Below are 21155 nucleotides of genomic sequence, written 5' to 3' on the forward strand. Positions count from 1 at the left end.
GTTAAAAATTTTTTATTTAGAACAACTAGATACAAAAATTTTTGCCTAGTTCTAGCGTAATTTTCTTAACGTTAAATAGACCGCATGTATAAGCAGATTGGTATTAGATAATTATTTAACTCACTAACTTAATTGCGCACTATAAAACTTTTTGAGTAGTGCGCAATTAAACTAACTAACCAGAGTTCAGGTTAACTATAATTTTTTAGTATCGCCTTGCGCCGCAAAAGCCTGTTGTTGCCAAGCATTAAATAGCTTTTTTTGCTTATCTGATATTTTTAAACCGTATGTTTTTTGCATATAGGCGTAGGTATCGGCTATGCGTTTACGTGCATCAACAGGTGGCTCGATCACACGCTGTTTAAAGTTTACTTTTACTTCGCAACGGCCATATTGCGTTGCTTTTTCATTAAGCATACCAAAACGATAATTAGAGCGATCTGCATTAATCTCGCCAATAGCGGGTGCTAAGTTGTTTATATCGGCTTCCATTTGTCTAAACTTAGCACTTACTTTTCGGCAGTTTTTACGCCCGCCATCTTGCCAGCATTGTAGCTGATGGCCAAACTCCCACGCTGGCACAATATGCTCCCATTCAATACGTAACGCTCGCACGTTTACTTTACCTGAGCGGGTAAGTGTATTTCGAGGAACATAGCCACAATTAGTGGGATCGGGAACAAGTTTTTTGCCTTGCTTTTTAATATCACAACCGCAATAAATACTTTTAGCGTCTTTAGGTAGGGTTTTAATTAAGTGTTTTTTAGCCGTTGAAAAGCGAGTAAATTGTTCGCCTGATACCGAAGCGCACAGAAAACAAGCCAATAAGGCCAGAATAAATCGGGTCATATCCATCACATACGTGAACTACAGGAGCTGATAGTCTAAAGCTTTGAAGGTAAAACTTAAAGACTATAAAAATTAAGGTGTTATTTTAGTTTCTAATACGTGTTAATCGCTTAACCCTGAAGCTTTGTATCAATAACATAACCCCACTTAGGCAAAAAAGTACGCTGGTTGCCGAAAAGCTAATAAGCAGTGGGTTATTAAAGTCTTCTCGCTGATCGTAATCCATAATGTGTAACATCCAAAAAAAGTCAAATATTCGCCATATTGTGCTGCGAATGGTAACAACTTTACCGTTACTGGCTGATAAATACAGTGTTGTGTTAAAGGTATCGTTAAATTGTACTTGCCAGATATCTTTTTTATAGCCTACTTCTCTTGAGCCTTGTTTTAAAAAGGTTGTGCTCATTGGTTCGGCATTAATGAGTAGGTGAGCCTTGGCATTTTCGGTAATTTGTATTTTAGTTGGCGCTTCAAAAGGGCGACCTGTTATACCGTTAAAGCTGTGTGGTTCACTTTTGCTGATGACGGTAATAAGAGGGGTTGTTAAAAAATTTTCAAAGATAATTTGTGTTGGATTTTTTACCTGAGATGTAATGTTGTCAAGTGATGCAACATAATCAGTTTGCGTAAATGGATTATTTAGAGTGCGTGTTGCTAGATGTTTACCATGAACTTTTTCAAGAGAGGTGGCACTCATGACTAAGCCGCCTAATAGCCAAGCTAAAATTTGTAATGCGAGTAAATACCCGAGCCATTTATGTAGTTTTCGAGCGGGCTTAAATGTTTTTTTCATGTGCTTCTATCTTATTATTGTTGTTGGCTAGTTTAATATACTGCAATGGTAAATAACTGCGACATAATGTCGCAGTTTATGTTTATAAAACAATCTAAAATATAGCTATAGTAACCGTTAAAAAATAGAGTTCTTCTTAGGGCGTATTGACCTGTCGTGATTGATTTTACAGCAGTGTGCTTGGTATTTAAGTAAGGCAGAGCCTATGATGTGTGGTTATTTCCCATAAATAGGCGATAACGTAGCATAAATACCAAACATGCGCTGATTGATGGTTATTTTCAATTATTGTTGTAAGCACATATTTGATATTTTTAGATGTTGAGTTGAGGTTAAAAATAAAAAGGTATGTACTAAGAGGAAGAATAAACTGCTAATAAACATTTAAAGTAGCTACTCACTATATAAAATAGCGAATACTGCATAGTTGATTTGGTATAAAAGGGAAACTGCGTTAAAGTTTGCAATGTAATCATTAGAGGATAAATACGAAACGATGTCGGAAATTCAATTTTTAAATGTAGATCTAGAGCTTGAGTCAAAGCAAGATATTAGTGTGCTTGTGGCAGATCTAAAAAAGGTCGCTACGATTTTACATCATGACAAAGACGAATACCGTCATTTAGCACGTATCGAAGCGACAGGTGAAGTAAGTACTCCAGATAAAGCAATAAATCACTTATGTGAGCTTATTGAATCGTGTTCGCGTAATGCGTTAAAGCAGTGGTTAAGCTGCTCGCGTAGAACGTTTGATATTGGTTTTGAATCAGGCCGCTCGCCTAAATGTTTTAATCAAGCTTTAGACGCAGATACATTATTGCGTATATCTGCGATTGGTGCAGGTATGGAAATTACAATTTATCCTATTGAAAAATAATACCAACTAATTATCTTCGCTCCACCACTGCTGCGGTCATTTTTGATACGCAGCACAGCTCATTGCGGCTGTTGGTAATTTTTATCTCCCAAACCGAGCTACGCTTACCTATATGAAATGCTTTTGCTGTGGCTGTTAAAGTACCGTTGCGAGATGCTTTTAAATGACTGGCGCTAATTTCTTGCCCAACACAATAAAACTTAGTGAAGTCGACTACAAAGTTAGCTGCATAACTTGCTACCGTTTCGGCAAGCACTACATTGGCGCCGCCATGTACCATACCCATTGGGTTGTGGTGCTCAGGTATGGCTGGCATGGTTGCTACTAAATAGTCTTCACCAATTTCAGATATTTCAATGCCCATGGTTTTCATGAGTGTGCCTTGGCCACTAATGCCTTCGTCTAGTTGTTTGCAAAACTCTAAAGTAATAGGTTGATACCAAATACTCATAACCGCTCCTTCTAATTGGTATTTAACCAGAGTTCAGGTTACTTAACCTGAGATCTGGATAATAAATCTATCTCAAGCTGCTATTTTCAGCGCTAACTACGTTGAACTTACTTGCAATAGGCCAGCTATTGACGCGCAAGTTTGCCTTGTTTTCACTGAAAATCTCTGGCTAGAGAAAAATAAATTTAAATATCACTATGATTCAATATATTAGTAAATATCTTAACCAGAGTTCAGGCTACTTAAAATATCGTTTAAATTTTCATAAATTTAAGATTATCATAAGGCTAAATTGAATGTTTGTCGTGCGAAACAGCCATTAACAACTTTAGATAATGTTGTTATTCGTAAAAAGGGTGATTATAAAGCTGAGTAATGGCGATTTATAATTAAGCGAAGTGAGTAATATTTGTAAAATGTGAATTTGCTTTAAACTAAGTTTAATACCAATTGCATTAAATTAATGATCATGTTTTTAATAAAATTGGTATAAGCAAGTCGCCATACCTTGACGCTTGCTTACATTAGCTATATTTTTTATTGGTAACTAGCGACTAGTTCTACATTATTAAAGGCATTAAAACCTTTGAGCATAATAGAGTAATTACCAGTACGAGTATCGCTACAACTTTCGCTATTTCCGTTTTTATAAGGACGGCAATCAAAGTTATTACTCGATGCAATTGCGTTGTATTTTACATGTAGATCAACATCACCACTACCACCTGAGGTTGTGAATGTAACTTGCGTCGCCCCATTTGGCACTGCAAAAGTAAACAACTGTTCGCTATTTCTAGCGCCACTAACTGTAATCGGTTGATTATTTTGTAGTACATTATCATTTGTTGGCGGGGGGGTTGAAGATCTAAAGTTTGCAATAATTGGATTTGTTAAATTTAATACTCTTGCATTGTCATGTTCTGCTAAAGTTCCCATTACATCACCATTGTATGATTTGTTTGGGTTCGACCAGTAATTAATGCGGGTACAATTATTGGTGCAATTATACGCCATTACTGAACGCCATTGCGATTGAGGTTGCTGATAGCCATGTCCAAATGAATATGGAGATGTTGATGGATCGTTTTCAGGGTTATGACGAGCGCCTTGTAAATGTCCAATTTCATGACCAAAAGAGTAATAACCCGTTGCACAGTCATAATCGACCATAGCAAAAGCGCTATTCGCATTTGCACCAATGGCTTTTGCCTGACCACAGTAACCGTTTACATCATTCACTAATATGACTACATCAGCACCGTATTGATCGCGTAATGTATGGGCTTCATCCATATAGCCATCATTTTTAGCGGCTAAGCGGTTTAAATCAGTCCCTGAGTTTGTAGCTTCAGTGTAATTAATTTGGCTTACATGAGCTACGCTAACAACAGCGTTAACGCCTGAGTTTTGATAACCTTGGTTGGTCTCGACAACAGCAAGATCAATTAAGCTATTTATATCCCCCGATTTTTGCGCAGCTGCAGGCGTATATAAAACTAATAAGCTAATATCGCTTTGTGCATTGCTAGCCATTGCTGTTTGGTAATTTTGTGCCGTTAAAATTTGCTCGCTGATTGAAGCTATGTTGCTATTGCTAGATTGCTTATAATCGGGTGCATGCTCAGCAGGTTGTTTTGCTGGATCCAGTTCAATGAAGTTATGACCAGAGTGTTTATTTGGTTGTAATTTGTAAACATGTTCGCCTACTTTTACCGTACCAGAAATCCCTTTTTCCGATTTGATGAGTGTAACTTCGTCACCATCTAAGCTTTTACCAACCCAAATTAGACTACCTGTTGCTGATGAGCTTGTTGTGCTTTTAATAAACTCAATATTATTACCTTTAATAGGTAAGAAAAAAGCATCTGTGTTGCTGCTTAGTTCAAAAAGTGGTTGCCCAAATTGAGATTGAGTACTTGCTTGTGCAGTCATGCTTTGTGAAATGTTAGAGTATTGAACTTCAAAAAGTGGAACTTGAGCGTGCGTATAACCACTGAACAGTAGGCCAATAAATAATGGTGAGTATTTTTTCATTTTATAATCCTTTTGAATTTATTTTGTTCTTATAAAGTGTACATGTTAATAATCTGTTTTCAACCCATTAACATTGGGGTGTGTTTAACAAGGCTATTATTGTAAATATAAAAATACACTTGTTTAATTTATGTAACCAGACTTTGTTTTTGTAAGTGTGAAAGGGGGATTTATTAATTATGAAAAACAAACGCTATTAGCTGGTAATCGCATAGTTTGTTTAGCTTAATTTAAATTTGCGATTTTTATTTAACTGTATATACTCACAGTTAAATGTACTGTATGGAAAACCAGTTATATGCGACCATTAACGAAGCGCCAAGCTCAAATACTCGAATTAGTTAAAGTTTTTATTAAAGACACTGGTATGCCCCCTACACGTGCAGAGATTGCACAAACACTAGGTTTTAAAAGTGCCAATGCTGCAGAAGAGCATCTAAAAGCACTTGCAAAAAAAGGTGTTATTAAAATGAAGCCAGGCGCAAGCCGAGGTATTCAACTTGTTGAAGAAGAACCTGAGCAATTGGGTTTGCCTCTAATTGGCCGAGTAGCGGCCGGTGAGCCTATTTTGGCGCAAGAGCATGTTGAAAGTCATTGTAAAATTGATCCATTAATGTTTAAACCTGCTGCCGATTTTTTACTGCGCGTTAACGGTATGAGCATGAAAGATATAGGTATTATGGATGGCGACTTATTGGCGGTGTATAAAACTCAAGTTGCTGAAAATGGGCAAGTTGTAGTTGCACGTGTTGATGATGATGTAACTGTAAAGCGCTTTGAAAAAGCAGGTCGAAAAGTACTGCTGCATGCTGAAAATGATGATTTTTCAGCAATTGAAGTCGATTTAGAAAACGAATCTTTTAATATTGAAGGTTTGGCTGTTGGGGTTATTCGTAACGCTGATTGGATGTAATACCAATTTTAGTAAAAACATGATCATTTTAGCGCATTAAATAACTCACTAACTACGTTAAAAATTATTTATATAGAACAACTATGTATCATAATTTTAGCCTTGTTATTGAGCTACTTTCTTATCACTATAATAAATCACTAATTAATGCAGTGTTAAATTAGTGATTTTATAAATGCGTGCTTTTTAGTACGCATTTTTAGTTACAAGGCTCCTTACTAAACAATTTTTATTGCACTCCTCTTTTATCCCCTTATGTTATTTGTAACCCCTATCAAAACTCAGTTCGCATCATTTTAAAATTTTAAAAGTGACATGTTTTTTTGCTAATCCGTTAATATCATTTGTTTAATTTTCATACTAAAACTTGCTTGTTGGTTAATCTTTAGCTAATTATTAATGGGCTGGGCTAACAGTAACTCATTGTTTTTAGTTTTGAGAATACACATATTTACAATAAAACCTTGGTTAGCGCAGTGTAATACCTAATTGTTTAATAAGGACGAGGGTATTAATACAAAAATAAAAATAACGAATTGGCGTTTAAGCCGTATGCCTCTTCGCTTTGCACTCGCAACAGCATCAAAGGAGTCGTCACATGGGTAAATTGAGCTCTACCTTGTGGCTTATACTGTTTGTTTTTCCGCAGCAAGTATTGGCAAATAGCCAATTTAATATGCGTAAAGGCGTAACTGATATAAGTAATAATGTTTATCAGCTGCACATGACTATATTTTTCATATGTTGTGTGATTGGGGTAATCGTGTTTGCCATTATGTTTTGGGCACTCATTCATCACCGCAAATCTAAAGGAGCAGTGCCTGCTCAATTTCACGAAAGCACGAAAGTAGAAATACTTTGGACTGCTATTCCGTTTGTTATTTTAATTGCTATGGCTATACCGGCCACTAAAACTCTAATTGCAATGGAAGATGCCAGTAAGGCTGATCTCACTATTAAAATTACAGGATCGCAATGGAAATGGCATTACGAATACATGGGTGAAGACGTTGAGTTTTACTCAATGCTTTCTACTCCTCAAGACGAAATTGCTAATCTTGCACAGAAAAACCCTAACTATTTACTTGAGGTAGATAAACCACTGGTACTGCCTATAAACCAAAAAGTACGTTTTTTAATGACCTCAGACGATGTTATTCACTCGTGGTGGGTGCCCGATTTTGCCGTCAAAAAAGACGCAAATCCTGGGTTTATAAACGAAACATGGACCAATATAAACGAAGAAGGGATTTACCGGGGTCAATGCGCTGAGCTGTGCGGTAAAGATCATGGTTTTATGCCTGTGGTTGTAGTTGCAAAATCAGAATCCGATTTTAAAACCTGGTTGGTAGATGCAAAGCAGGCTAAGCAGAAAGCTGCGCTGGCAGATGCCGCACTGCTTGATCAAACGTTACCTAAAGATGAGTTAATGACTTTGGGTGAACAAGTATATATGGCTAATTGTGCAGCGTGCCATCAGCCTACGGGCATGGGATTACCAGGTGTATTTCCTGCACTTAAAGGGAGTCCAATTGTATTAGGGGATATTGAAGATCACATTGATATAATTATTCATGGCCGCCCAGGCACTGCAATGCAAGCCTTTGCAAAACAGTTATCTATAAAGCAATTAGCAGCAGTTATTACTTATAAGCGTAATGCATGGGGTAACGATACGGGTGATGTTATTCAGCCGAGTCAAATACAGACAGCACTTGATGCCAAAGTGGAGGCGAACTAATGAGTAGCATAGTAGAACAACCTAACGCCGATGAAGCGCATCATGCACATCACCCTGCAAAAGGATTTAAACGCTGGCTTTATACAACCAATCATAAAGATATAGGTAGTTTATATTTAATATTTTCGCTGACCATGTTTTTAATTGGTGGCGCAATGGCCATGGTGATTAGGGCTGAATTATTTCAACCAGGTTTACAGTTGGTTGATCCCCACTTTTTTAATCAAATGACCACCGTACACGGTTTAATTATGGTATTTGGTGCAGTAATGCCAGCCTTTACTGGTCTTGCCAATTGGATGGTGCCGCTGATGATTGGTGCACCTGATATGGCACTACCAAGAATGAATAACTGGAGTTTTTGGATTTTACCGTTTGCGTTTTTAATTTTATTAGCATCGTTATTTATGCCCGGTGGTGGTCCTGCATTTGGCTGGACTTTTTATGCTCCGCTCTCTACAACTTACAGTAATGACAATACGGCGTTGTTTGTATTTGCCGTACATATAATGGGAATAAGTTCAATTATGGGGGCTATTAATGTAATTGTCACCATAGTTAACTTACGTGCTCCAGGCATGACATGGATGAAGCTCCCCCTATTTGTATGGACATGGTTAATTACTGCCTTTTTATTAATTGCGGTAATGCCCGTACTTGCAGGGGCTGTCACTATGGTGCTTACCGATAAGTACTTTGCGACCAGCTTTTTTGATGCCGCAGGTGGCGGTGATCCGGTGATGTTTCAGCATATTTTCTGGTTTTTTGGTCACCCAGAAGTGTACATCATGATTTTGCCAGCGTTCGGTATTATATCGACCATAGTGCCTACTTTCTCGCGTAAAAAACTCTTTGGTTATGCCTCTATGGTGTATGCCACATCCTCGATTGCGCTGCTGAGCTTTATTGTTTGGGCGCATCATATGTTTACCACGGGGATGCCTGTAGCAGGTGAATTGTTTTTTATGTACGCCACAATGCTTATATCTGTGCCCACTGGGGTCAAAGTATTTAACTGGGTTGCCACTATGTGGAAGGGTTCAATAAGTTTTGAGGTACCCATGCTATTTAGTATTGCCTTTATTGTATTGTTTACCCTAGGTGGCTTTTCTGGGTTGATGTTAGCCATTACACCTGCTGATTTTCAATATCACGATACTTACTTTGTTGTAGCGCATTTTCACTATGTATTAGTAACCGGTGCGATATTCTCGATTATGGCGGGCGCTTATTATTGGCTGCCTAAGTGGACGGGCAATATGTTTAATATCACCTTAGCTAAATGGCATTTTTGGTTATCACTGGTGAGCGTCAATGTACTGTTTTTTCCTATGCACTTTGTAGGACTTGCTGGTATGCCGCGTCGTATTCCTGATTATGCACTGCAATTTGCCGATTTTAACGCAATCATAAGTATTGGTGGTTTTGCCTTTGGCTTATCGCAATTGCTGTTTGTGGCTGTTGTAATTAAATGTGCTCGTGGTGGCGATAAAGTACCTGCAAAAGTATGGGATGGGGCAGAAGGGCTTGAGTGGGAAGTTGACTCACCAGCTCCGTATCATACTTTTTCTACACCTCCGGAAATAAAGTAATGACACACGCACCGCTACTTAAGCGCTTGATATTAATTTGCGTGGGTATGTTTGCATTTGCATTTGCCTTAGTGCCCTTATACGACGTGTTTTGCGACGTAACAGGGCTCAATGGCAAGCCTTCGCTAGAGCAAGCAAAGCAAAGTACACAAATAATACAAAATCGTGAAGTTGGCGTTAGCTTTACTACGCATGCTCAAAGCGGTGCGCCATTCGAAGTTAAATCAAAAGAATACAGCGTTGTGGTAAAGCCCGGTGCAATGCGTGAAGTGTTTTTTAGCGCTAAAAATAACAGCGAGCTAGATAAGGTAATGCAGGCTGTACCTTCTGTTTCACCAGGTAAAGCGGCAAAGTATTTACATAAAATTGCTTGTTTTTGTTTCGATCAACAACCGTTAAAAGCAGGTGAAGAACTTGAATTCAAATTACTTTTTTATGTTGATACTGCACTACCAAGTGACATAGAAGAATTAACTTTATCGTATACCGTATTTGATATTAGTGAACAGCTAGTGGCAAGTAATAACTAGCTTTTTAAACTAGTGTAAAACTAGGAGTAAATAAAATGAATCAAAAATATGAGCATTATTATGTACCAGATCAAAGCCCATGGCCCATTGTGGGTGCTATTGCATTGTTTTTTATAGCAGTGGGCGCAGGCTTAACGGTTATGGATGTTGGAAAAGAATCTGGCGGTGGTATTTATCTACTTTATGCCGGAATTGCTGTGCTTTTATATATGTTGTTTAGTTGGTTTAAAAATGTAATTAGTGAGTCGGACCAAGGTTTGTATTCAGCGCAAATGGATCGCTCTTTTAGGCAAGGTATGAGCTGGTTTATTTTTTCTGAAGTTATGTTTTTTATGGCTTTTTTTGGTGCGCTGTTTTATGCGCGGGTTCTGTCGGTTCCATGGCTTGGGGGGGCTGGTAATAATGCAATGACTAACGAAGTGCTTTGGCCTACCTTTGAAGCTGTTTGGCCCTTACTTTCAACACCTGCTGGAGAAACAACTCAGGCTATGGGTTGGCAAGGTTTGCCACTTATAAATACCTTAATACTACTTACCTCGTCGGTTACTTTGCATTTTGCCCATGTTGCGATGGAAAACAATAAACGCACCCCACTTAAAGTATTTTTAGGGGCTACTGTTTTATTGGGGGTTTGCTTTTTAGGACTGCAAGTTGAGGAGTATATACATGCATATAATGATCTTAATTTAACCTTAGATGCCGGTGTTTACGGTAATACGTTCTTTTTATTGACGGGTTTTCATGGCATGCATGTAACGCTCGGCACCGTACTTTTATTGGTTATACTTTTACGCATTCTAAAAGGACATTTTACTAAAGATAAGCACTTTGCTTTTCAGGCTGCTGCTTGGTATTGGCACTTTGTAGATGTGGTGTGGTTGTGTTTATTTGTATTTGTATATGTGCTGTAGTGGCCATAGGCGAGTCATTCGCTTTAATAAACCCAAGCTTAAGTGCTGCAATCACAACAACTAAAACGACCACAGAAAACACTACGCGACGACCTAAAAAGTGGGACATGGGTCGTCCACCTGTTTTCCCAGAGACCATAATAAATAATGCTCTAAATAAGTTAAAAAGTATAAATATTAACAACAGTACGATAATAATTTTAATAATCACTGAGTTGACCCTTTATGCAGTTAGTTTTATTTCACAAACAAAAGCTTAGTTCAATAATCACACTTTGTATGGTCGTGGTTGTTGTGTTGGTCTGCGTGCGCTTAGGTTTTTGGCAATTACAGCGCGGCGAGCAAAAGCAACAGCAGCTAATTGCCATTGCTGAGTTGCAAACTCGTGGCGTTATGAACTGGCCTCAATTACTTAACTTGCCTGATAGTTGGAACAAAACGGGCGTATTAGTGGAGCTAAAAGGGCAGTTTGTACAAAACCACTATTGGCTTTTAGATAACCAAGTTTACAACGGGCAAGTAGGATACGATTTACTCGCTTTGTTAAAGCCCGATAATGATCCTAAAGTGATTTTAGTTAATTTGGGGTGGATAAAAGCGCCTATATCGAGAGATATTTTGCCACAAGTTACTCTCCCAAATGGCGATTTTATTCTAAAAGCACAAATAAAAGAAAATAACCTCAGTGGTTTTACACTTGAAAATAAAGCTACAAATAATGACTTACCTACACGAATCCAATCTATTGATTTGAATATGCTAAGTGCTCAAAGCCAGCAATCATTAATTAATTTTATGGCTTATCGACAAGGTAGTGGTGATGAAATTGCTATACCTCATTACGAGGCTGTAGTGATGAGTCCTCAAAAACATAATGCTTACGCCGTGCAGTGGTTTCTAATTGCTGTTGCATGTGTTGTTGTCGCTATTTTTGCAAGTAAGAAAAGGACACATAATGAAAAGTAACCCTCTTTTATTGTTTGTAGGTTGCTGTGCTATACCGCTAATTTTGGCATATGGCGCACTGAAATTTGATTGGTTGCCAACTGCAATTACTAATCACGGTGAGTTTTTAAGTGGAAACGTTAAATTTGAAAACTGGCCGCAAAGCAATCCAAAGCAGTGGACTATTGCACTTAACTATTCAAGTCAATGTAATACACCTTGTAGCGAGCAACTTGAAGCGCTAAATAACTTATATGTAGCGCTTGGTAAAAATCAAGGCAAGGTTGATATGGCAACAATGGGGCGACCTGATGATAAAAACTCACCTTGGAAAATTATTGCTGAGCAACAAAGCTTACAACCTGCAAGTTTGTATTTAATCGATCATATGGGGTTAGTCGTGCTGGAATATCCTTTTAAGGCGCAACCACAAGAAAATCGTTTGGTGCAAAAGGGACTATTAAAAGATTTAAAAAAACTACTTAATTATTCACGTTCAAGCTAGCTAGTTCCATTTGGTTTAAGTTGGAGTATTCGATGTATAAAAATTATAAAAACTTAGTGTTAGTAACTGGACTGCTGGCTTTGATTGTTGTGGCGCTAGGTGCTTACACTCGCTTAAGCGATGCGGGGTTGGGTTGCCCTGACTGGCCTGGCTGTTATGGTTTTTTAACAGTTCCTAAGCATGAGGCCGATATTGCGCTTGCTACACAGAGCTATCCAGACATGATGTTCGAAACAGCTAAAGCGTGGAAAGAAATGATTCATCGTTATTTTGCCGGCACGCTTGGGTTACTCATTTTAGCTTTATTTATACTCGCTTTTTTAAAGCGTCAATACCCAACAACGCCAGTGAAGTTACCATTGTTATTGTTATTGTTGGTTGTATTTCAAGCTGCACTAGGTATGTGGACTGTGACTATGAATTTACAACCGTTAATAGTAATGGGCCATTTACTTGGAGGTTTTAGTATTTTATCGCTTATTACTTTGTTGTATTTAAGGTTAACAGCAAAGCTGATTATGGGCGGTGATGAGGGAGCTAAGCACTACTTTGGATTAAGTCTAATTGCGCTTGGTGTGCTTGTTATACAAATAGCGTTAGGTGGCTGGCTTGCTGCAAATTATGCCGCTCCCCATTGTAGTGGTTTGCCATTTTGTAATTATGCACAGCCGTTTTCATTAAGTAGCGTGTTTCAATTACCGTTAGAGCACAGTAGTTATGAGTTTGGCGTGCTATCGCAGCAAGCGCGAATGTCTATTCATTTATTGCACCGTATTTGGGCATTAGTTACTTGTGTCGTTTTGGCACTCGTTATGTGGAAAATATACAGCGAGGCTTACTCTCAAAAGATTAAAAATTGTGTCGTAAGTGTATTATTTTTTCTGTTTTGCCAAATTAGCTTAGGACTTATTTTAGTACATTGGCACTTTCCGTTAGGTGTTGCGCTAGCGCATAACTTAATGGCTGCCATACTGTTATTAAGTATGGTTAGGCTGTGTTATTACTTAAAATCACGCACATAAAGGGGAAATGTTATGGCACTTACAATTGATAAAAAAGCAATACTACCCGCTAATACTCAGCCGTTGGCTTTACGCAGTTATAATTTGCTACAAGATTATTTGGCAATTAGTAAATTTAAAGTGGTAGCAATGCTTGTATTAACTGCTTGGGTTGGGTTAGCACTGGCTCCCGATGTTGGGCGTGGTATAGCGGTACAATTTATTAGTTTGTTAGGCATAGGGCTACTTTCTGCAGCAGCAGCTGTTATTAATCATGTAGTTGATAGCGAGATAGATTCTAAAATGGCACGAACCCGTCACCGCCCAGTGGCTAAGGGGCGTTTAAGTAAAATGCACGCTCTTAGTTTTGCGGCTGTTATTGGGGTGGCAGGCTTTATTATGTTGATGATTTGGGCCAATACTTTAACAGCTGTCTTAACGCTGTTTGCCTTGGTAGGGTATGCTTTTGTTTATACGTCATTTTTAAAGCGTGCAACACCACAGAATATTGTTATTGGAGGGTTAGCTGGTGCAATGCCACCATTGTTAGGTTGGGTATCAGAAACAAACCAAATGGCAGCCGCACCTTGGCTATTGGTGATGATTATATTTACGTGGACCCCACCACACTTTTGGGCACTGGCTATAGCGCGAAAACGCGATTATGAACGCGCTAAAATCCCTATGTTGCCGGTAACACACGGAATTGATTTTTGTAAAACGTGTGTAGTTGCTTACTCTGTTTTACTCGCTGTTGTTTGTGTACTGCCTTATTTAATTGGTATGTCGGGATTAATATATTTGATAGGCGCATGTGTATTAAATGCAGTATTTATTTATAAAGCAGTTAAGTTAAAAATTGCCGGAAATGATGAGATTGCAATGGATTTATTTCGTTTTTCGATTGTCCATTTAATGGTACTCTTTGTGGTCTTATTTATAGATAAATGGCTCCCTTTATGAAGCAGTTATGGCTTGGATTAATTGTTGTTTTAGCTTTGTTTTTATCAGCATGTTCTAATGAGAATAGCCCTCCAGATGTTAATGCGTTGGTTTACGAAAAGGCAAAACCATTATCTGATTTTACGCTAAATGATCAGCATGGCGAATTGGTCACTAAACAGCAGTTTGTAGGTCAATGGAATTTAGTGTTTTTAGGTTATACAAGTTGCCCAGATATTTGCCCTTTAACACTGGCTAAGCTAAATGTGGTGTATAAAAATCTAAAAGCGGATTATCCATTGCAAATTTGGTTCCTATCGGTTGATCCTAATCGAGATACATCTGTAAAGAGAAAGCAATATATAGATTATTTTAACCCTGATTTTTTAGCCGTATCTGGTGAGCATAAACATCTTTTTCCGGTAGTCAGAGAGCTTGGTTTAATTTATGCGATTAGCGATAGTAGCGAGTCAGAATATGCAGTAGATCATAGTGCCTCAGTCGCGATGGTTGACCAAAGTGGTGCACTAAGAGCTATATTCAAACCTGAATTTAAGCAAGGTAGTGTACCGCTCATTAACGCGACTCAGCTTACCGAAGAATTTACAACAATAGCGAACTACTATAGAAACTAGTTTTTTACTTTTTACCAATTTTAAAGGGGCTTTATGCTCCTTTTTACGTTTTTTCACTTCAATTCAAAATTAATCATGCATTTTATGGCAATTTCATTAACTAGGTCTAAGCTTTTATTATGATCTGAATTAACAGGGAATGTGCTCATTAAATGTTAAAGCTTCCTAGCGAACTTGCCATCACACAAGTTGAAATACTGCATCAAGATTTACTACAAGAGCTTCATAGCAACGACGACATTTGCCTTGATATTAGCGATGTGATTTCTGCTGATACCGCTTCAATTCAACTTTTATGCGCTTTACAAAAACATCTACTCACCATACAGCATAAAATAATATGGGTAGGCAGTAGTGAGGCTTTAACACATACAATTAATCAGCTGGGATTAAGCCAGTACTTAATAATTGACAGTAAAGGTTAGGGGTGTATATGAAAAAAATTTTAGCGGTGGATGATTCTGCATCAATGCGTCAGATGGTGAGCTTTACTTTAAAAACCGCAGGGTTTGATGTAACTGAAGCGAAAGATGGTAGCGAGGCACTTGCTATAGCTAAGCAGCAAGATTTTGATGCCGTCATTTCTGATGTGAATATGCCAATAATGGATGGGATTACATTAATCCGAGAGCTGCGTACATTACCCAGTTATAAATTTACGCCGCTACTAATGCTAACTACAGAGTCTGGATTAGAAAAAAAAGTAGAAGGTAAAGCAGCTGGCGCGACTGGTTGGGTTGTTAAGCCATTTAATCCTGAGCAGCTGCTCGCGGTAATTAAAAAGATTATTCGATAGGGCCTGCTTATCTTTCGAGGTTAAATTTGCAGCAGTGTGTTTGGTATTTAGGCAAGGCAGAGCCTATGGTGTGTGGTTATTCCCCATAAATAGGCGATAACGCAGCACAAATACCAAACATGCGCTGCCCGGAGAGTTCTGCCTAGGGGCAATTTACTCTTTGTTGCTCGGTTTTTACTTAGCCCACTGGGTTACAAGCCTCGCGCCGCGATTAAATAGCCCCTAGATTGAACAAATTTTAATCCTAAAAGATAGACAGGCCCTAATAAAGGAGCGCAGTGTGAGTATAGATTTAAGTCAATTTTTTGAAGTTTTCTTTGAAGAGAGTTTTGAAGGCCTAGATACCATGGAGGCTGAGCTCTTAAACTTGGTGCCTGGAGAGGAAGACTTAGAAACTATAAACACTATATTTAGAGCTGCTCACTCAATTAAAGGAGGAAGCGGGACCTTTGGCTTTAGCTCTGTTGCTGATTTCACTCATGTACTTGAAACACTATTAGATCAAATCCGCCAAGGAGAGCGAGAGCTTGGCACTGAACATGTTAATTTGTTACTCAAAGCAGTTGATTGTTTACGTGGATTGCTTGCTGCACTTCAAGCAGAGCAAGACCCTGATCTAACTGAGGCAGATTCCTTACGCATGCAATTTGAAAGCGTACTAGGAATGAAAAGCGATAGCCAAGAAAGCATATCTCAAAGCGAAAATAAAAAACCAGACAGTAATACTTACCAAATTGATTTTAAGCCTCATCATCATTTATTTAAAACAGGCAATGAACCTCTATATATGATTGGTGAGCTTCAAGAGCTTGGCGACTTAGAAACGACCGTATTTTATGACGAAGTTCCTGATATTACAGATTTAAGCAGCGATGAATGTTTTTTACACTGGCGCTTTTTCTTAAATACAAGCCGTGATGAAAGCGTGATAAAAGAAGTTTTTGAATGGGTTGAAGATGACTCCGACATCACTATTGAACTATGTGGTGGCGTATTTACTGACGATGATCAAATATCAATAAGTAAAAATGCGAACGATAATACACCTCAAGCTATTGAAACTGAAACATCAAAACCAGTAGTCGTAGCACCACCAAGCGTTAAATCGCCTAGCAATCCAATATCTCCAGCAGCAAGTGCAAATAAAAAAACAGCAACAACCCCTGAATCTACTTCTATTCGTGTCGGTATTGATAAGGTTGATTCATTGATAAACATGGTTGGTGAACTCGTTATTACACAAGCCATGCTCAATCAACTGAGCGAGCAAGAAATTACGCCCGCGACTATCACGTCTTTGCAAGAAGGTTTAGCGCAACTAGCGCATAACACACGTGATTTACAAGAAAATGTAATGCGCATACGCATGCTCCCCATTAACTTTGTATTTAGTCGTTTTCCGCGTTTGGTCCGTGATATAGCGCAAAAGCTAAATAAACAGGTAGAGCTGAAGTTGATTGGAGAGCAAACTGAGCTTGATAAAACCGTGATGGAAAAAATATCAGATCCTATGGTGCATTTGGTTAGAAACTCGCTCGATCATGGTTTAGAGACGGTTGAGCAAAGAGTGCTTGATGGAAAAGATCCTGTAGGCACGGTTACTTTAAATGCATTTCATCAAGGCGGTAATATTGTGATTGAGATAATGGATGATGGACAAGGACTCAACACACAAAAAATTAGATCAAAAGCAATAAGTAACGGGTTAATTTCAGCAGATAACAGTCTTAGTGATGATGAAATTAATGAGCTTATTTTTATGCCAGGCTTTTCGACTATGGACAAAGTAAGTGATTTATCGGGCCGTGGTGTGGGCATGGATGTCGTAAAGCGAAATATTCAATCATTAAACGGCTCAGTAGAAGTAACATCTGCTCCAGGGGTTGGCTCTACATTTACGATTAGGTTACCCCTTACATTAGCTATTTTAGATGGTCAACTCGTTAAAGTGAGTCAGCATACTTATATTATTCCACTTATTTCGATTGTGGAGTCACTGCAAATAGATATAGCAAAGGTGAGCCGAGTAGGCAAAAACCTCGATGTACTTAGACTTCGAGATGAATATATTCCGATTTTAAGACTCTACGATATTTTTAATCATAACAATGCGATTGAATCATTAGATAAAACTCTACTTGTGGTTGTTGAAACCGACAATCAAAAGGTAGGGTTACTTGTTGATGATTTACTGTCTCAACAGCAGGTGGTTATTAAAAGTTTAGAGGCTAATTACCACAAGGTTGATGGTGTATCAGGGGCAACAATTTTAGGCGATGGGCGCGTGTCACTCATTGTTGATATTAGTGGTTTGATAAAACTTTCAGGTTTGAAAAAACCAGGTAGTCAAGAGCTAAGCCTTGAACCAAGCGTCGCCCTGGAGGCGTTATGATTTCCGATCAAAACCAGCTAAGTAACCAATTAAACCTTCAGCAGCAACAAGGTATAAAGCAGTTTTTAACTTTTATGATGGCCGATGAAGAGTACGGTGTGGATATTTTAACAGTGCAAGAAATTCGGAGCTGGGAAGAAATTACAGTGCTACCTAATGCACCTGAGTTCGTAAAAGGCGTTATTAATTTACGTGGAACGATAGTTCCAATAATTGATTTACGATTACGCTTTGGATTACCAAGTACTGATTATGGCCCTCTAACCGTTGTTATTGTTGTCAAAATAAAATTTGAACAAGGTAGCAAAATTATAGGCATAACAGTAGATGCTGTTTCAGATGTTTACAGCATTGCAGAGCAAGATGCTAAAGCAGTACCAAATATATCTGACTCAAATAATTGTGAGTATGTAGCTGGTTTAGTCAATGTTGGTGAAAAAATGGTGGCATTAATTGACCTGCAAAAAACAATGAACATTTAGCCAAAGAATAGCTAAATAAAGTACTCAAAATAAACTTAAAGGTGGTGATGGGCATGGGATGGTTTAGTAATCCAAAGCAGTCAAAATCGAGTAATGATTTAATTGTAGATGCATTAAATAAGTCATTAGCTGTGATTGAGTTTGAACCTAGTGGTGCAATAATTACTGCTAATACTAACTTTCTAAACGTAATGGGGTATCGGTTAGAAGAGGTTCAAGGGCGGCACCACTCTTTATTTTTGAATGATGATGATTCGCAAAGTGATAGTTATAAAAGCTTTTGGCAACGCTTACGCAATGGTGAGTTTATTTCAGATGAGTTTAAGCGTTTTGCTAAAAGCGGTAAAGAAGTGTGGATTCAGGCTACTTACAATCCAATTCTTGATTCGGAAGGTCAAGTACGTAAAGTCATTAAATTTGCTACAGATATCACTGAGCAAAAGCTTATATCGGCAAATGCTTCGGGACAGATTAATGCGATCAGCAAATCTCAAGCGGTCATTGAGTTCAGCTTAGATGGCACTATTATTAACGCTAATGAAAACTTTTTAAATGCGCTTGACTATAAGCTCAGTGAGATTGAAGGACAGCACCATAGATTATTTGTTGAACCTGAATATGCAGATAGTGATGAATATAAAGAATTTTGGGCAAAACTAGGCCGTGGAGAATTTGATTCTGGTGAATACTTAAGAATTGGTAAACACGGTAAAGAGGTATGGATACAAGCTTCTTACAACCCAATTTATGATATGAATGGTAAACCATATAAAGTTATTAAATACGCATCTGACATTAGCGTACAAAAAGAATTAGAAAAGTTATCTCGAAAGGCCGCAGATTTAGCAAGCGCTCTCAAAGTATGCCAAGCAAGCGTAATGATTGCTGATAAAGATCTTAATATTGTATTTGTGAACGATCGAGTTCAAGAAATGCTTAAGGTCCGAGAAAAGGAACTGCAATCGGTATTACCGAGTTTCTCTGTTGATAATTTGGTCGGAACTTGTGTTGATGATTTTCATAAAAAAGCATCGCACCAGCGCGAGTTATTAAAAAATTTAGAGAAACCACACAAAGCTGAATTACGCTTAGCAGGGCTTATTTTCACCTTGGTTGCATCGCCTTGGATAAGCCACGAAGGAAAAAGGCTAGGCACTATAGTTGAGTGGGAAGATATTACAAACGATGTTGCAAAGGCGGAAGAAGAACGTAGAGCAGCACAAGAAAATCTACGTGTACGTCAAGCATTAGATACAGTAGCGACGAATACAATGATTGCAGATGTATCAAACGTTATTGTTTATATGAATGCTGCTGTTAGAAACATGATGAGTATTGCTGAAAAAGATTTACAAAAAGATTTACCTAATTTTGACAGTACGAATCTAATAAATCAGAACATTGACATATTCCACAAAAATCCAGCGCATCAGCAAAATCTACTTGCCAAATTAACAAATACTTATAGCACCGAAATTAAAATGGGCGGACGCACATTTGGTTTAGTCGCTAACCCTATAATAACATCAGAGCAAGAAAAAATAGGCACAGTGGTTGAGTGGGAAGATAGAACCGCACAGGTTGCAATTGAAAAAGAAATTGCCCAGCTTATTGGTGCTGCTGGGAGTGGAGAATTAGATACAAGAGTTATGGAGGAGGGGAAACAAGGGTTTTTCCTGCGCTTGGCACAAGGGTTAAATAGCTTAATAAAAATAGTCGACGATACAGTTGCTGACACTGGCAATATGCTCAGTGCAATGGCGAGTGGTGACTTATCAAAACGAATTGAAAAAGATTATAAAGGCTCATTTGATAAATTAAAACGTGATGCTAATGCAACGGCAGATAAGTTAACTGAAGTAATTAATCGTATAAATTCATCAGCAACGTTGGTAGCCAGTGGCGCAGAGGAAATATCACAGGGTAATACAGATTTAAGTCAGCGGACAGAAGAGCAAGCTTCCTCGTTAGAGGAAACAGCATCAAGCATGGAGGAAATGACCAGTACAGTTCGTCAAAATGCAGATAACGCCAAAGTTGCAAACGATCTAGCTGAAGAAACATGTGAAAAGGCGATTCAAGGCGGTGAAGTTGTTAATAAAGCAGTAATAAGTATGTCGGCTATTAATGAGTCGAGCAAAAAGATTGCAGATATTATTGGTGTAATTGATGAAATAGCATTTCAAACTAACTTATTAGCGCTTAATGCTGCAGTTGAAGCGGCAAGAGCAGGTGAGCAAGGGCGTGGTTTTGCAGTGGTTGCTGGTGAGGTACGAAACTTAGCGCAACGCTCTGCAGGTGCAGCGAAAGAAATTAAAGAGTTAATAAGAGATAGTGTAGGTAAAGTGGCCGATGGTTCTCAATTAGTGAATGAGTCAGGCGCGACGCTAAAAGAAATTGTTGTATCGGTACAACGAGTCACGCAAATGATTTCTGATATTACAGAAGCATCCGAAGAGCAAAGTGCCGGTATTGAACAGGTTAATAAAGCTATTTCTCAAATGGATGAAATGACGCAACAAAATGCAGCTCTAGTAGAGCAAGCTTCTGCAGCTGGTGAGTCGATGGCTGAACAAGCTAATGAGATGCGCCGCTTACTTAATTTTTTCTCATTAGGTCAGCAAGATATGGCAATCATTTCGCCGACTGTGCGAACACCTGAATTATCCCATAAACCACAAAGTAGCTTTATTCGAAGTACACCCAGAGGCGATAACTTTGTTGATTCAGCTGATGAGTGGGAAGAGTTTTAACAGCTTTACTGAG

General features: G+C 38.4%; 21 protein-coding genes. 16 read left to right on the plus strand and 5 right to left on the minus strand.

All coding sequences use genetic code 11. From position 1 onward, the window contains the following. Positions 1 to 195 precede the first annotated feature (195 nt). Positions 196 to 849 carry an endonuclease gene (locus tag ACJJVZ_RS04490; protein WP_193156469.1) on the minus strand — a complete coding sequence of 218 codons (654 nt, stop codon included), beginning with the start codon at positions 847 to 849 and terminating at the stop codon, positions 196 to 198. An 85-nt stretch (positions 850 to 934) separates the two neighbouring features. Beyond that, the gene (locus ACJJVZ_RS04495) at positions 935 to 1642 is read right to left on the minus strand and encodes a hypothetical protein (RefSeq protein ID WP_405598519.1); all 708 of its coding nucleotides are present in this window, start codon (positions 1640 to 1642) and stop codon (positions 935 to 937) included. Between the two features lie 496 nt (positions 1643 to 2138). Here ACJJVZ_RS04495 and ACJJVZ_RS04500 point away from each other — a divergent pair, with 496 nt between their 5' ends. Further along, complete coding sequence (locus tag ACJJVZ_RS04500) at positions 2139 to 2519, plus strand: hypothetical protein (protein ID WP_405598521.1); 381 nt, start codon at positions 2139 to 2141, stop codon at positions 2517 to 2519. Between the two features lie 10 nt (positions 2520 to 2529). Here the strand turns inward: ACJJVZ_RS04500 and ACJJVZ_RS04505 are convergent, their stop codons facing one another. Further along, the gene (locus ACJJVZ_RS04505; RefSeq protein ID WP_273046773.1) at positions 2530 to 2970 is read right to left on the minus strand and encodes a PaaI family thioesterase; all 441 of its coding nucleotides are present in this window, start codon (positions 2968 to 2970) and stop codon (positions 2530 to 2532) included. Positions 2971 to 3507: 537 nt separating this feature from the next. Further along, positions 3508 to 5004 carry a M12 family metallo-peptidase gene (locus tag ACJJVZ_RS04510; protein WP_405598523.1) on the minus strand — a complete coding sequence of 499 codons (1497 nt, stop codon included), beginning with the start codon at positions 5002 to 5004 and terminating at the stop codon, positions 3508 to 3510. Between the two features lie 298 nt (positions 5005 to 5302). On the opposite strand from ACJJVZ_RS04510, the gene lexA reads away from it, so the two are divergent. From lexA to ACJJVZ_RS04535, 5 genes are all read left to right on the plus strand, one after another. Then, positions 5303 to 5917, plus strand: a complete 615-nt coding sequence (gene lexA, locus ACJJVZ_RS04515) for a transcriptional repressor LexA (RefSeq protein WP_405598525.1) — start codon at positions 5303 to 5305, stop codon at positions 5915 to 5917. Between the two features lie 598 nt (positions 5918 to 6515). After that, positions 6516 to 7658: a cytochrome c oxidase subunit II gene (gene coxB, locus ACJJVZ_RS04520; RefSeq protein ID WP_405598527.1), complete on the plus strand. Its 1143-nt coding sequence runs from the start codon at positions 6516 to 6518 to the stop codon at positions 7656 to 7658. Continuing rightward, on the plus strand, positions 7658 to 9250 hold the full coding sequence (ctaD, locus tag ACJJVZ_RS04525; protein ID WP_138584728.1) for a cytochrome c oxidase subunit I: 1593 nt from the start codon (positions 7658 to 7660) through the stop codon (positions 9248 to 9250). Before coxB ends, ctaD begins: the two co-directional genes overlap by 1 nt. Next, complete coding sequence (locus ACJJVZ_RS04530) at positions 9250 to 9780, plus strand: cytochrome c oxidase assembly protein (protein WP_077536375.1); 531 nt, start codon at positions 9250 to 9252, stop codon at positions 9778 to 9780. Before ctaD ends, ACJJVZ_RS04530 begins: the two co-directional genes overlap by 1 nt. A 35-nt stretch (positions 9781 to 9815) precedes the next feature. Further along, on the plus strand, positions 9816 to 10691 hold the full coding sequence (locus ACJJVZ_RS04535; protein ID WP_182701674.1) for a cytochrome c oxidase subunit 3: 876 nt from the start codon (positions 9816 to 9818) through the stop codon (positions 10689 to 10691). On the opposite strand, the gene ACJJVZ_RS04540 is transcribed toward ACJJVZ_RS04535, so the two are convergent. Next, the gene (locus tag ACJJVZ_RS04540; RefSeq protein WP_405598530.1) at positions 10594 to 10902 is read right to left on the minus strand and encodes a DUF2909 family protein; all 309 of its coding nucleotides are present in this window, start codon (positions 10900 to 10902) and stop codon (positions 10594 to 10596) included. The two genes, ACJJVZ_RS04535 and ACJJVZ_RS04540, sit on opposite strands and share 98 nt — an antisense overlap. 14 nt (positions 10903 to 10916) lie before the next feature. Here ACJJVZ_RS04540 and ACJJVZ_RS04545 point away from each other — a divergent pair, with 14 nt between their 5' ends. The 10 genes from ACJJVZ_RS04545 to ACJJVZ_RS04590 all read left to right on the plus strand — a co-directional run bounded on the left by ACJJVZ_RS04545 (position 10917) and on the right by ACJJVZ_RS04590 (position 21142). Further along, positions 10917 to 11657, plus strand: coding sequence for an SURF1 family protein (locus tag ACJJVZ_RS04545; protein WP_405598532.1), 741 nt, complete (start codon positions 10917 to 10919; stop codon positions 11655 to 11657). Beyond that, entirely contained in the window at positions 11647 to 12141 is a 495-nt protein-coding gene (locus ACJJVZ_RS04550; RefSeq protein WP_405598534.1) for a transmembrane cytochrome oxidase associated protein, read from the plus strand. Before ACJJVZ_RS04545 ends, ACJJVZ_RS04550 begins: the two co-directional genes overlap by 11 nt. Positions 12142 to 12173: 32 nt before the next feature. Beyond that, positions 12174 to 13163, plus strand: coding sequence for a COX15/CtaA family protein (locus ACJJVZ_RS04555; protein WP_405598536.1), 990 nt, complete (start codon positions 12174 to 12176; stop codon positions 13161 to 13163). 12 nt (positions 13164 to 13175) lie between these two features. Continuing rightward, positions 13176 to 14105: a heme o synthase gene (cyoE, locus tag ACJJVZ_RS04560; RefSeq protein ID WP_405598539.1), complete on the plus strand. Its 930-nt coding sequence runs from the start codon at positions 13176 to 13178 to the stop codon at positions 14103 to 14105. Then, a complete protein-coding gene (locus tag ACJJVZ_RS04565) occupies positions 14102 to 14719 on the plus strand; it encodes an SCO family protein (protein WP_405598541.1) in 618 nt (205 codons plus the stop codon). The genes cyoE and ACJJVZ_RS04565 overlap by 4 nt, the downstream gene beginning before the upstream one ends. A 152-nt stretch (positions 14720 to 14871) precedes the next feature. Then, positions 14872 to 15144, plus strand: coding sequence for an STAS domain-containing protein (locus ACJJVZ_RS04570; protein WP_138584720.1), 273 nt, complete (start codon positions 14872 to 14874; stop codon positions 15142 to 15144). 8 nt (positions 15145 to 15152) lie between these two features. Beyond that, positions 15153 to 15515 carry a response regulator gene (locus tag ACJJVZ_RS04575; protein WP_405598545.1) on the plus strand — a complete coding sequence of 121 codons (363 nt, stop codon included), beginning with the start codon at positions 15153 to 15155 and terminating at the stop codon, positions 15513 to 15515. Between the two features lie 280 nt (positions 15516 to 15795). After that, positions 15796 to 17907, plus strand: coding sequence for a chemotaxis protein CheA (locus tag ACJJVZ_RS04580; RefSeq protein ID WP_405598547.1), 2112 nt, complete (start codon positions 15796 to 15798; stop codon positions 17905 to 17907). Beyond that, on the plus strand, positions 17904 to 18389 hold the full coding sequence (locus tag ACJJVZ_RS04585) for a chemotaxis protein CheW (protein ID WP_138584717.1): 486 nt from the start codon (positions 17904 to 17906) through the stop codon (positions 18387 to 18389). Before ACJJVZ_RS04580 ends, ACJJVZ_RS04585 begins: the two co-directional genes overlap by 4 nt. Positions 18390 to 18442: 53 nt before the next feature. Beyond that, on the plus strand, positions 18443 to 21142 hold the full coding sequence (locus ACJJVZ_RS04590) for a methyl-accepting chemotaxis protein (protein WP_405598549.1): 2700 nt from the start codon (positions 18443 to 18445) through the stop codon (positions 21140 to 21142). Positions 21143 to 21155 lie beyond the last annotated feature (13 nt).

This window comes from Pseudoalteromonas sp. Ld19 (assembly GCF_045064135.1).
Taxonomy (GTDB): Bacteria; Pseudomonadota; Gammaproteobacteria; order Enterobacterales; family Alteromonadaceae; genus Pseudoalteromonas; species Pseudoalteromonas aliena.

Bases quoted from the DNA above. Each gene is read 5' to 3' on its own strand.
- ACJJVZ_RS04550 (WP_405598534.1), top strand. From the start codon at position 11,647: ATGAAAAGTAACCCTCTTTTATTGTTTGTAGGTTGCTGTGCTATACCG.
- ACJJVZ_RS04585 (WP_138584717.1), top strand. From the start codon at position 17,904: ATGATTTCCGATCAAAACCAGCTAAGTAACCAATTAAACCTTCAGCAG.
- ACJJVZ_RS04545 (WP_405598532.1), top strand. From the start codon at position 10,917: ATGCAGTTAGTTTTATTTCACAAACAAAAGCTTAGTTCAATAATCACA.
- ACJJVZ_RS04495 (WP_405598519.1), bottom strand. From the start codon at position 1,642: ATGAAAAAAACATTTAAGCCCGCTCGAAAACTACATAAATGGCTCGGG.
- coxB (WP_405598527.1), top strand. From the start codon at position 6,516: ATGGGTAAATTGAGCTCTACCTTGTGGCTTATACTGTTTGTTTTTCCG.
- lexA (WP_405598525.1), top strand. From the start codon at position 5,303: ATGCGACCATTAACGAAGCGCCAAGCTCAAATACTCGAATTAGTTAAA.
- ACJJVZ_RS04575 (WP_405598545.1), top strand. From the start codon at position 15,153: ATGAAAAAAATTTTAGCGGTGGATGATTCTGCATCAATGCGTCAGATG.
- ACJJVZ_RS04505 (WP_273046773.1), bottom strand. From the start codon at position 2,970: ATGAGTATTTGGTATCAACCTATTACTTTAGAGTTTTGCAAACAACTA.
- ACJJVZ_RS04570 (WP_138584720.1), top strand. From the start codon at position 14,872: ATGTTAAAGCTTCCTAGCGAACTTGCCATCACACAAGTTGAAATACTG.
- ACJJVZ_RS04500 (WP_405598521.1), top strand. From the start codon at position 2,139: ATGTCGGAAATTCAATTTTTAAATGTAGATCTAGAGCTTGAGTCAAAG.
- ctaD (WP_138584728.1), top strand. From the start codon at position 7,658: ATGAGTAGCATAGTAGAACAACCTAACGCCGATGAAGCGCATCATGCA.
- ACJJVZ_RS04510 (WP_405598523.1), bottom strand. From the start codon at position 5,004: ATGAAAAAATACTCACCATTATTTATTGGCCTACTGTTCAGTGGTTAT.
- ACJJVZ_RS04535 (WP_182701674.1), top strand. From the start codon at position 9,816: ATGAATCAAAAATATGAGCATTATTATGTACCAGATCAAAGCCCATGG.
- cyoE (WP_405598539.1), top strand. From the start codon at position 13,176: ATGGCACTTACAATTGATAAAAAAGCAATACTACCCGCTAATACTCAG.
- ACJJVZ_RS04565 (WP_405598541.1), top strand. From the start codon at position 14,102: ATGAAGCAGTTATGGCTTGGATTAATTGTTGTTTTAGCTTTGTTTTTA.
- ACJJVZ_RS04555 (WP_405598536.1), top strand. From the start codon at position 12,174: ATGTATAAAAATTATAAAAACTTAGTGTTAGTAACTGGACTGCTGGCT.
- ACJJVZ_RS04530 (WP_077536375.1), top strand. From the start codon at position 9,250: ATGACACACGCACCGCTACTTAAGCGCTTGATATTAATTTGCGTGGGT.
- ACJJVZ_RS04590 (WP_405598549.1), top strand. From the start codon at position 18,443: ATGGGATGGTTTAGTAATCCAAAGCAGTCAAAATCGAGTAATGATTTA.
- ACJJVZ_RS04490 (WP_193156469.1), bottom strand. From the start codon at position 849: ATGACCCGATTTATTCTGGCCTTATTGGCTTGTTTTCTGTGCGCTTCG.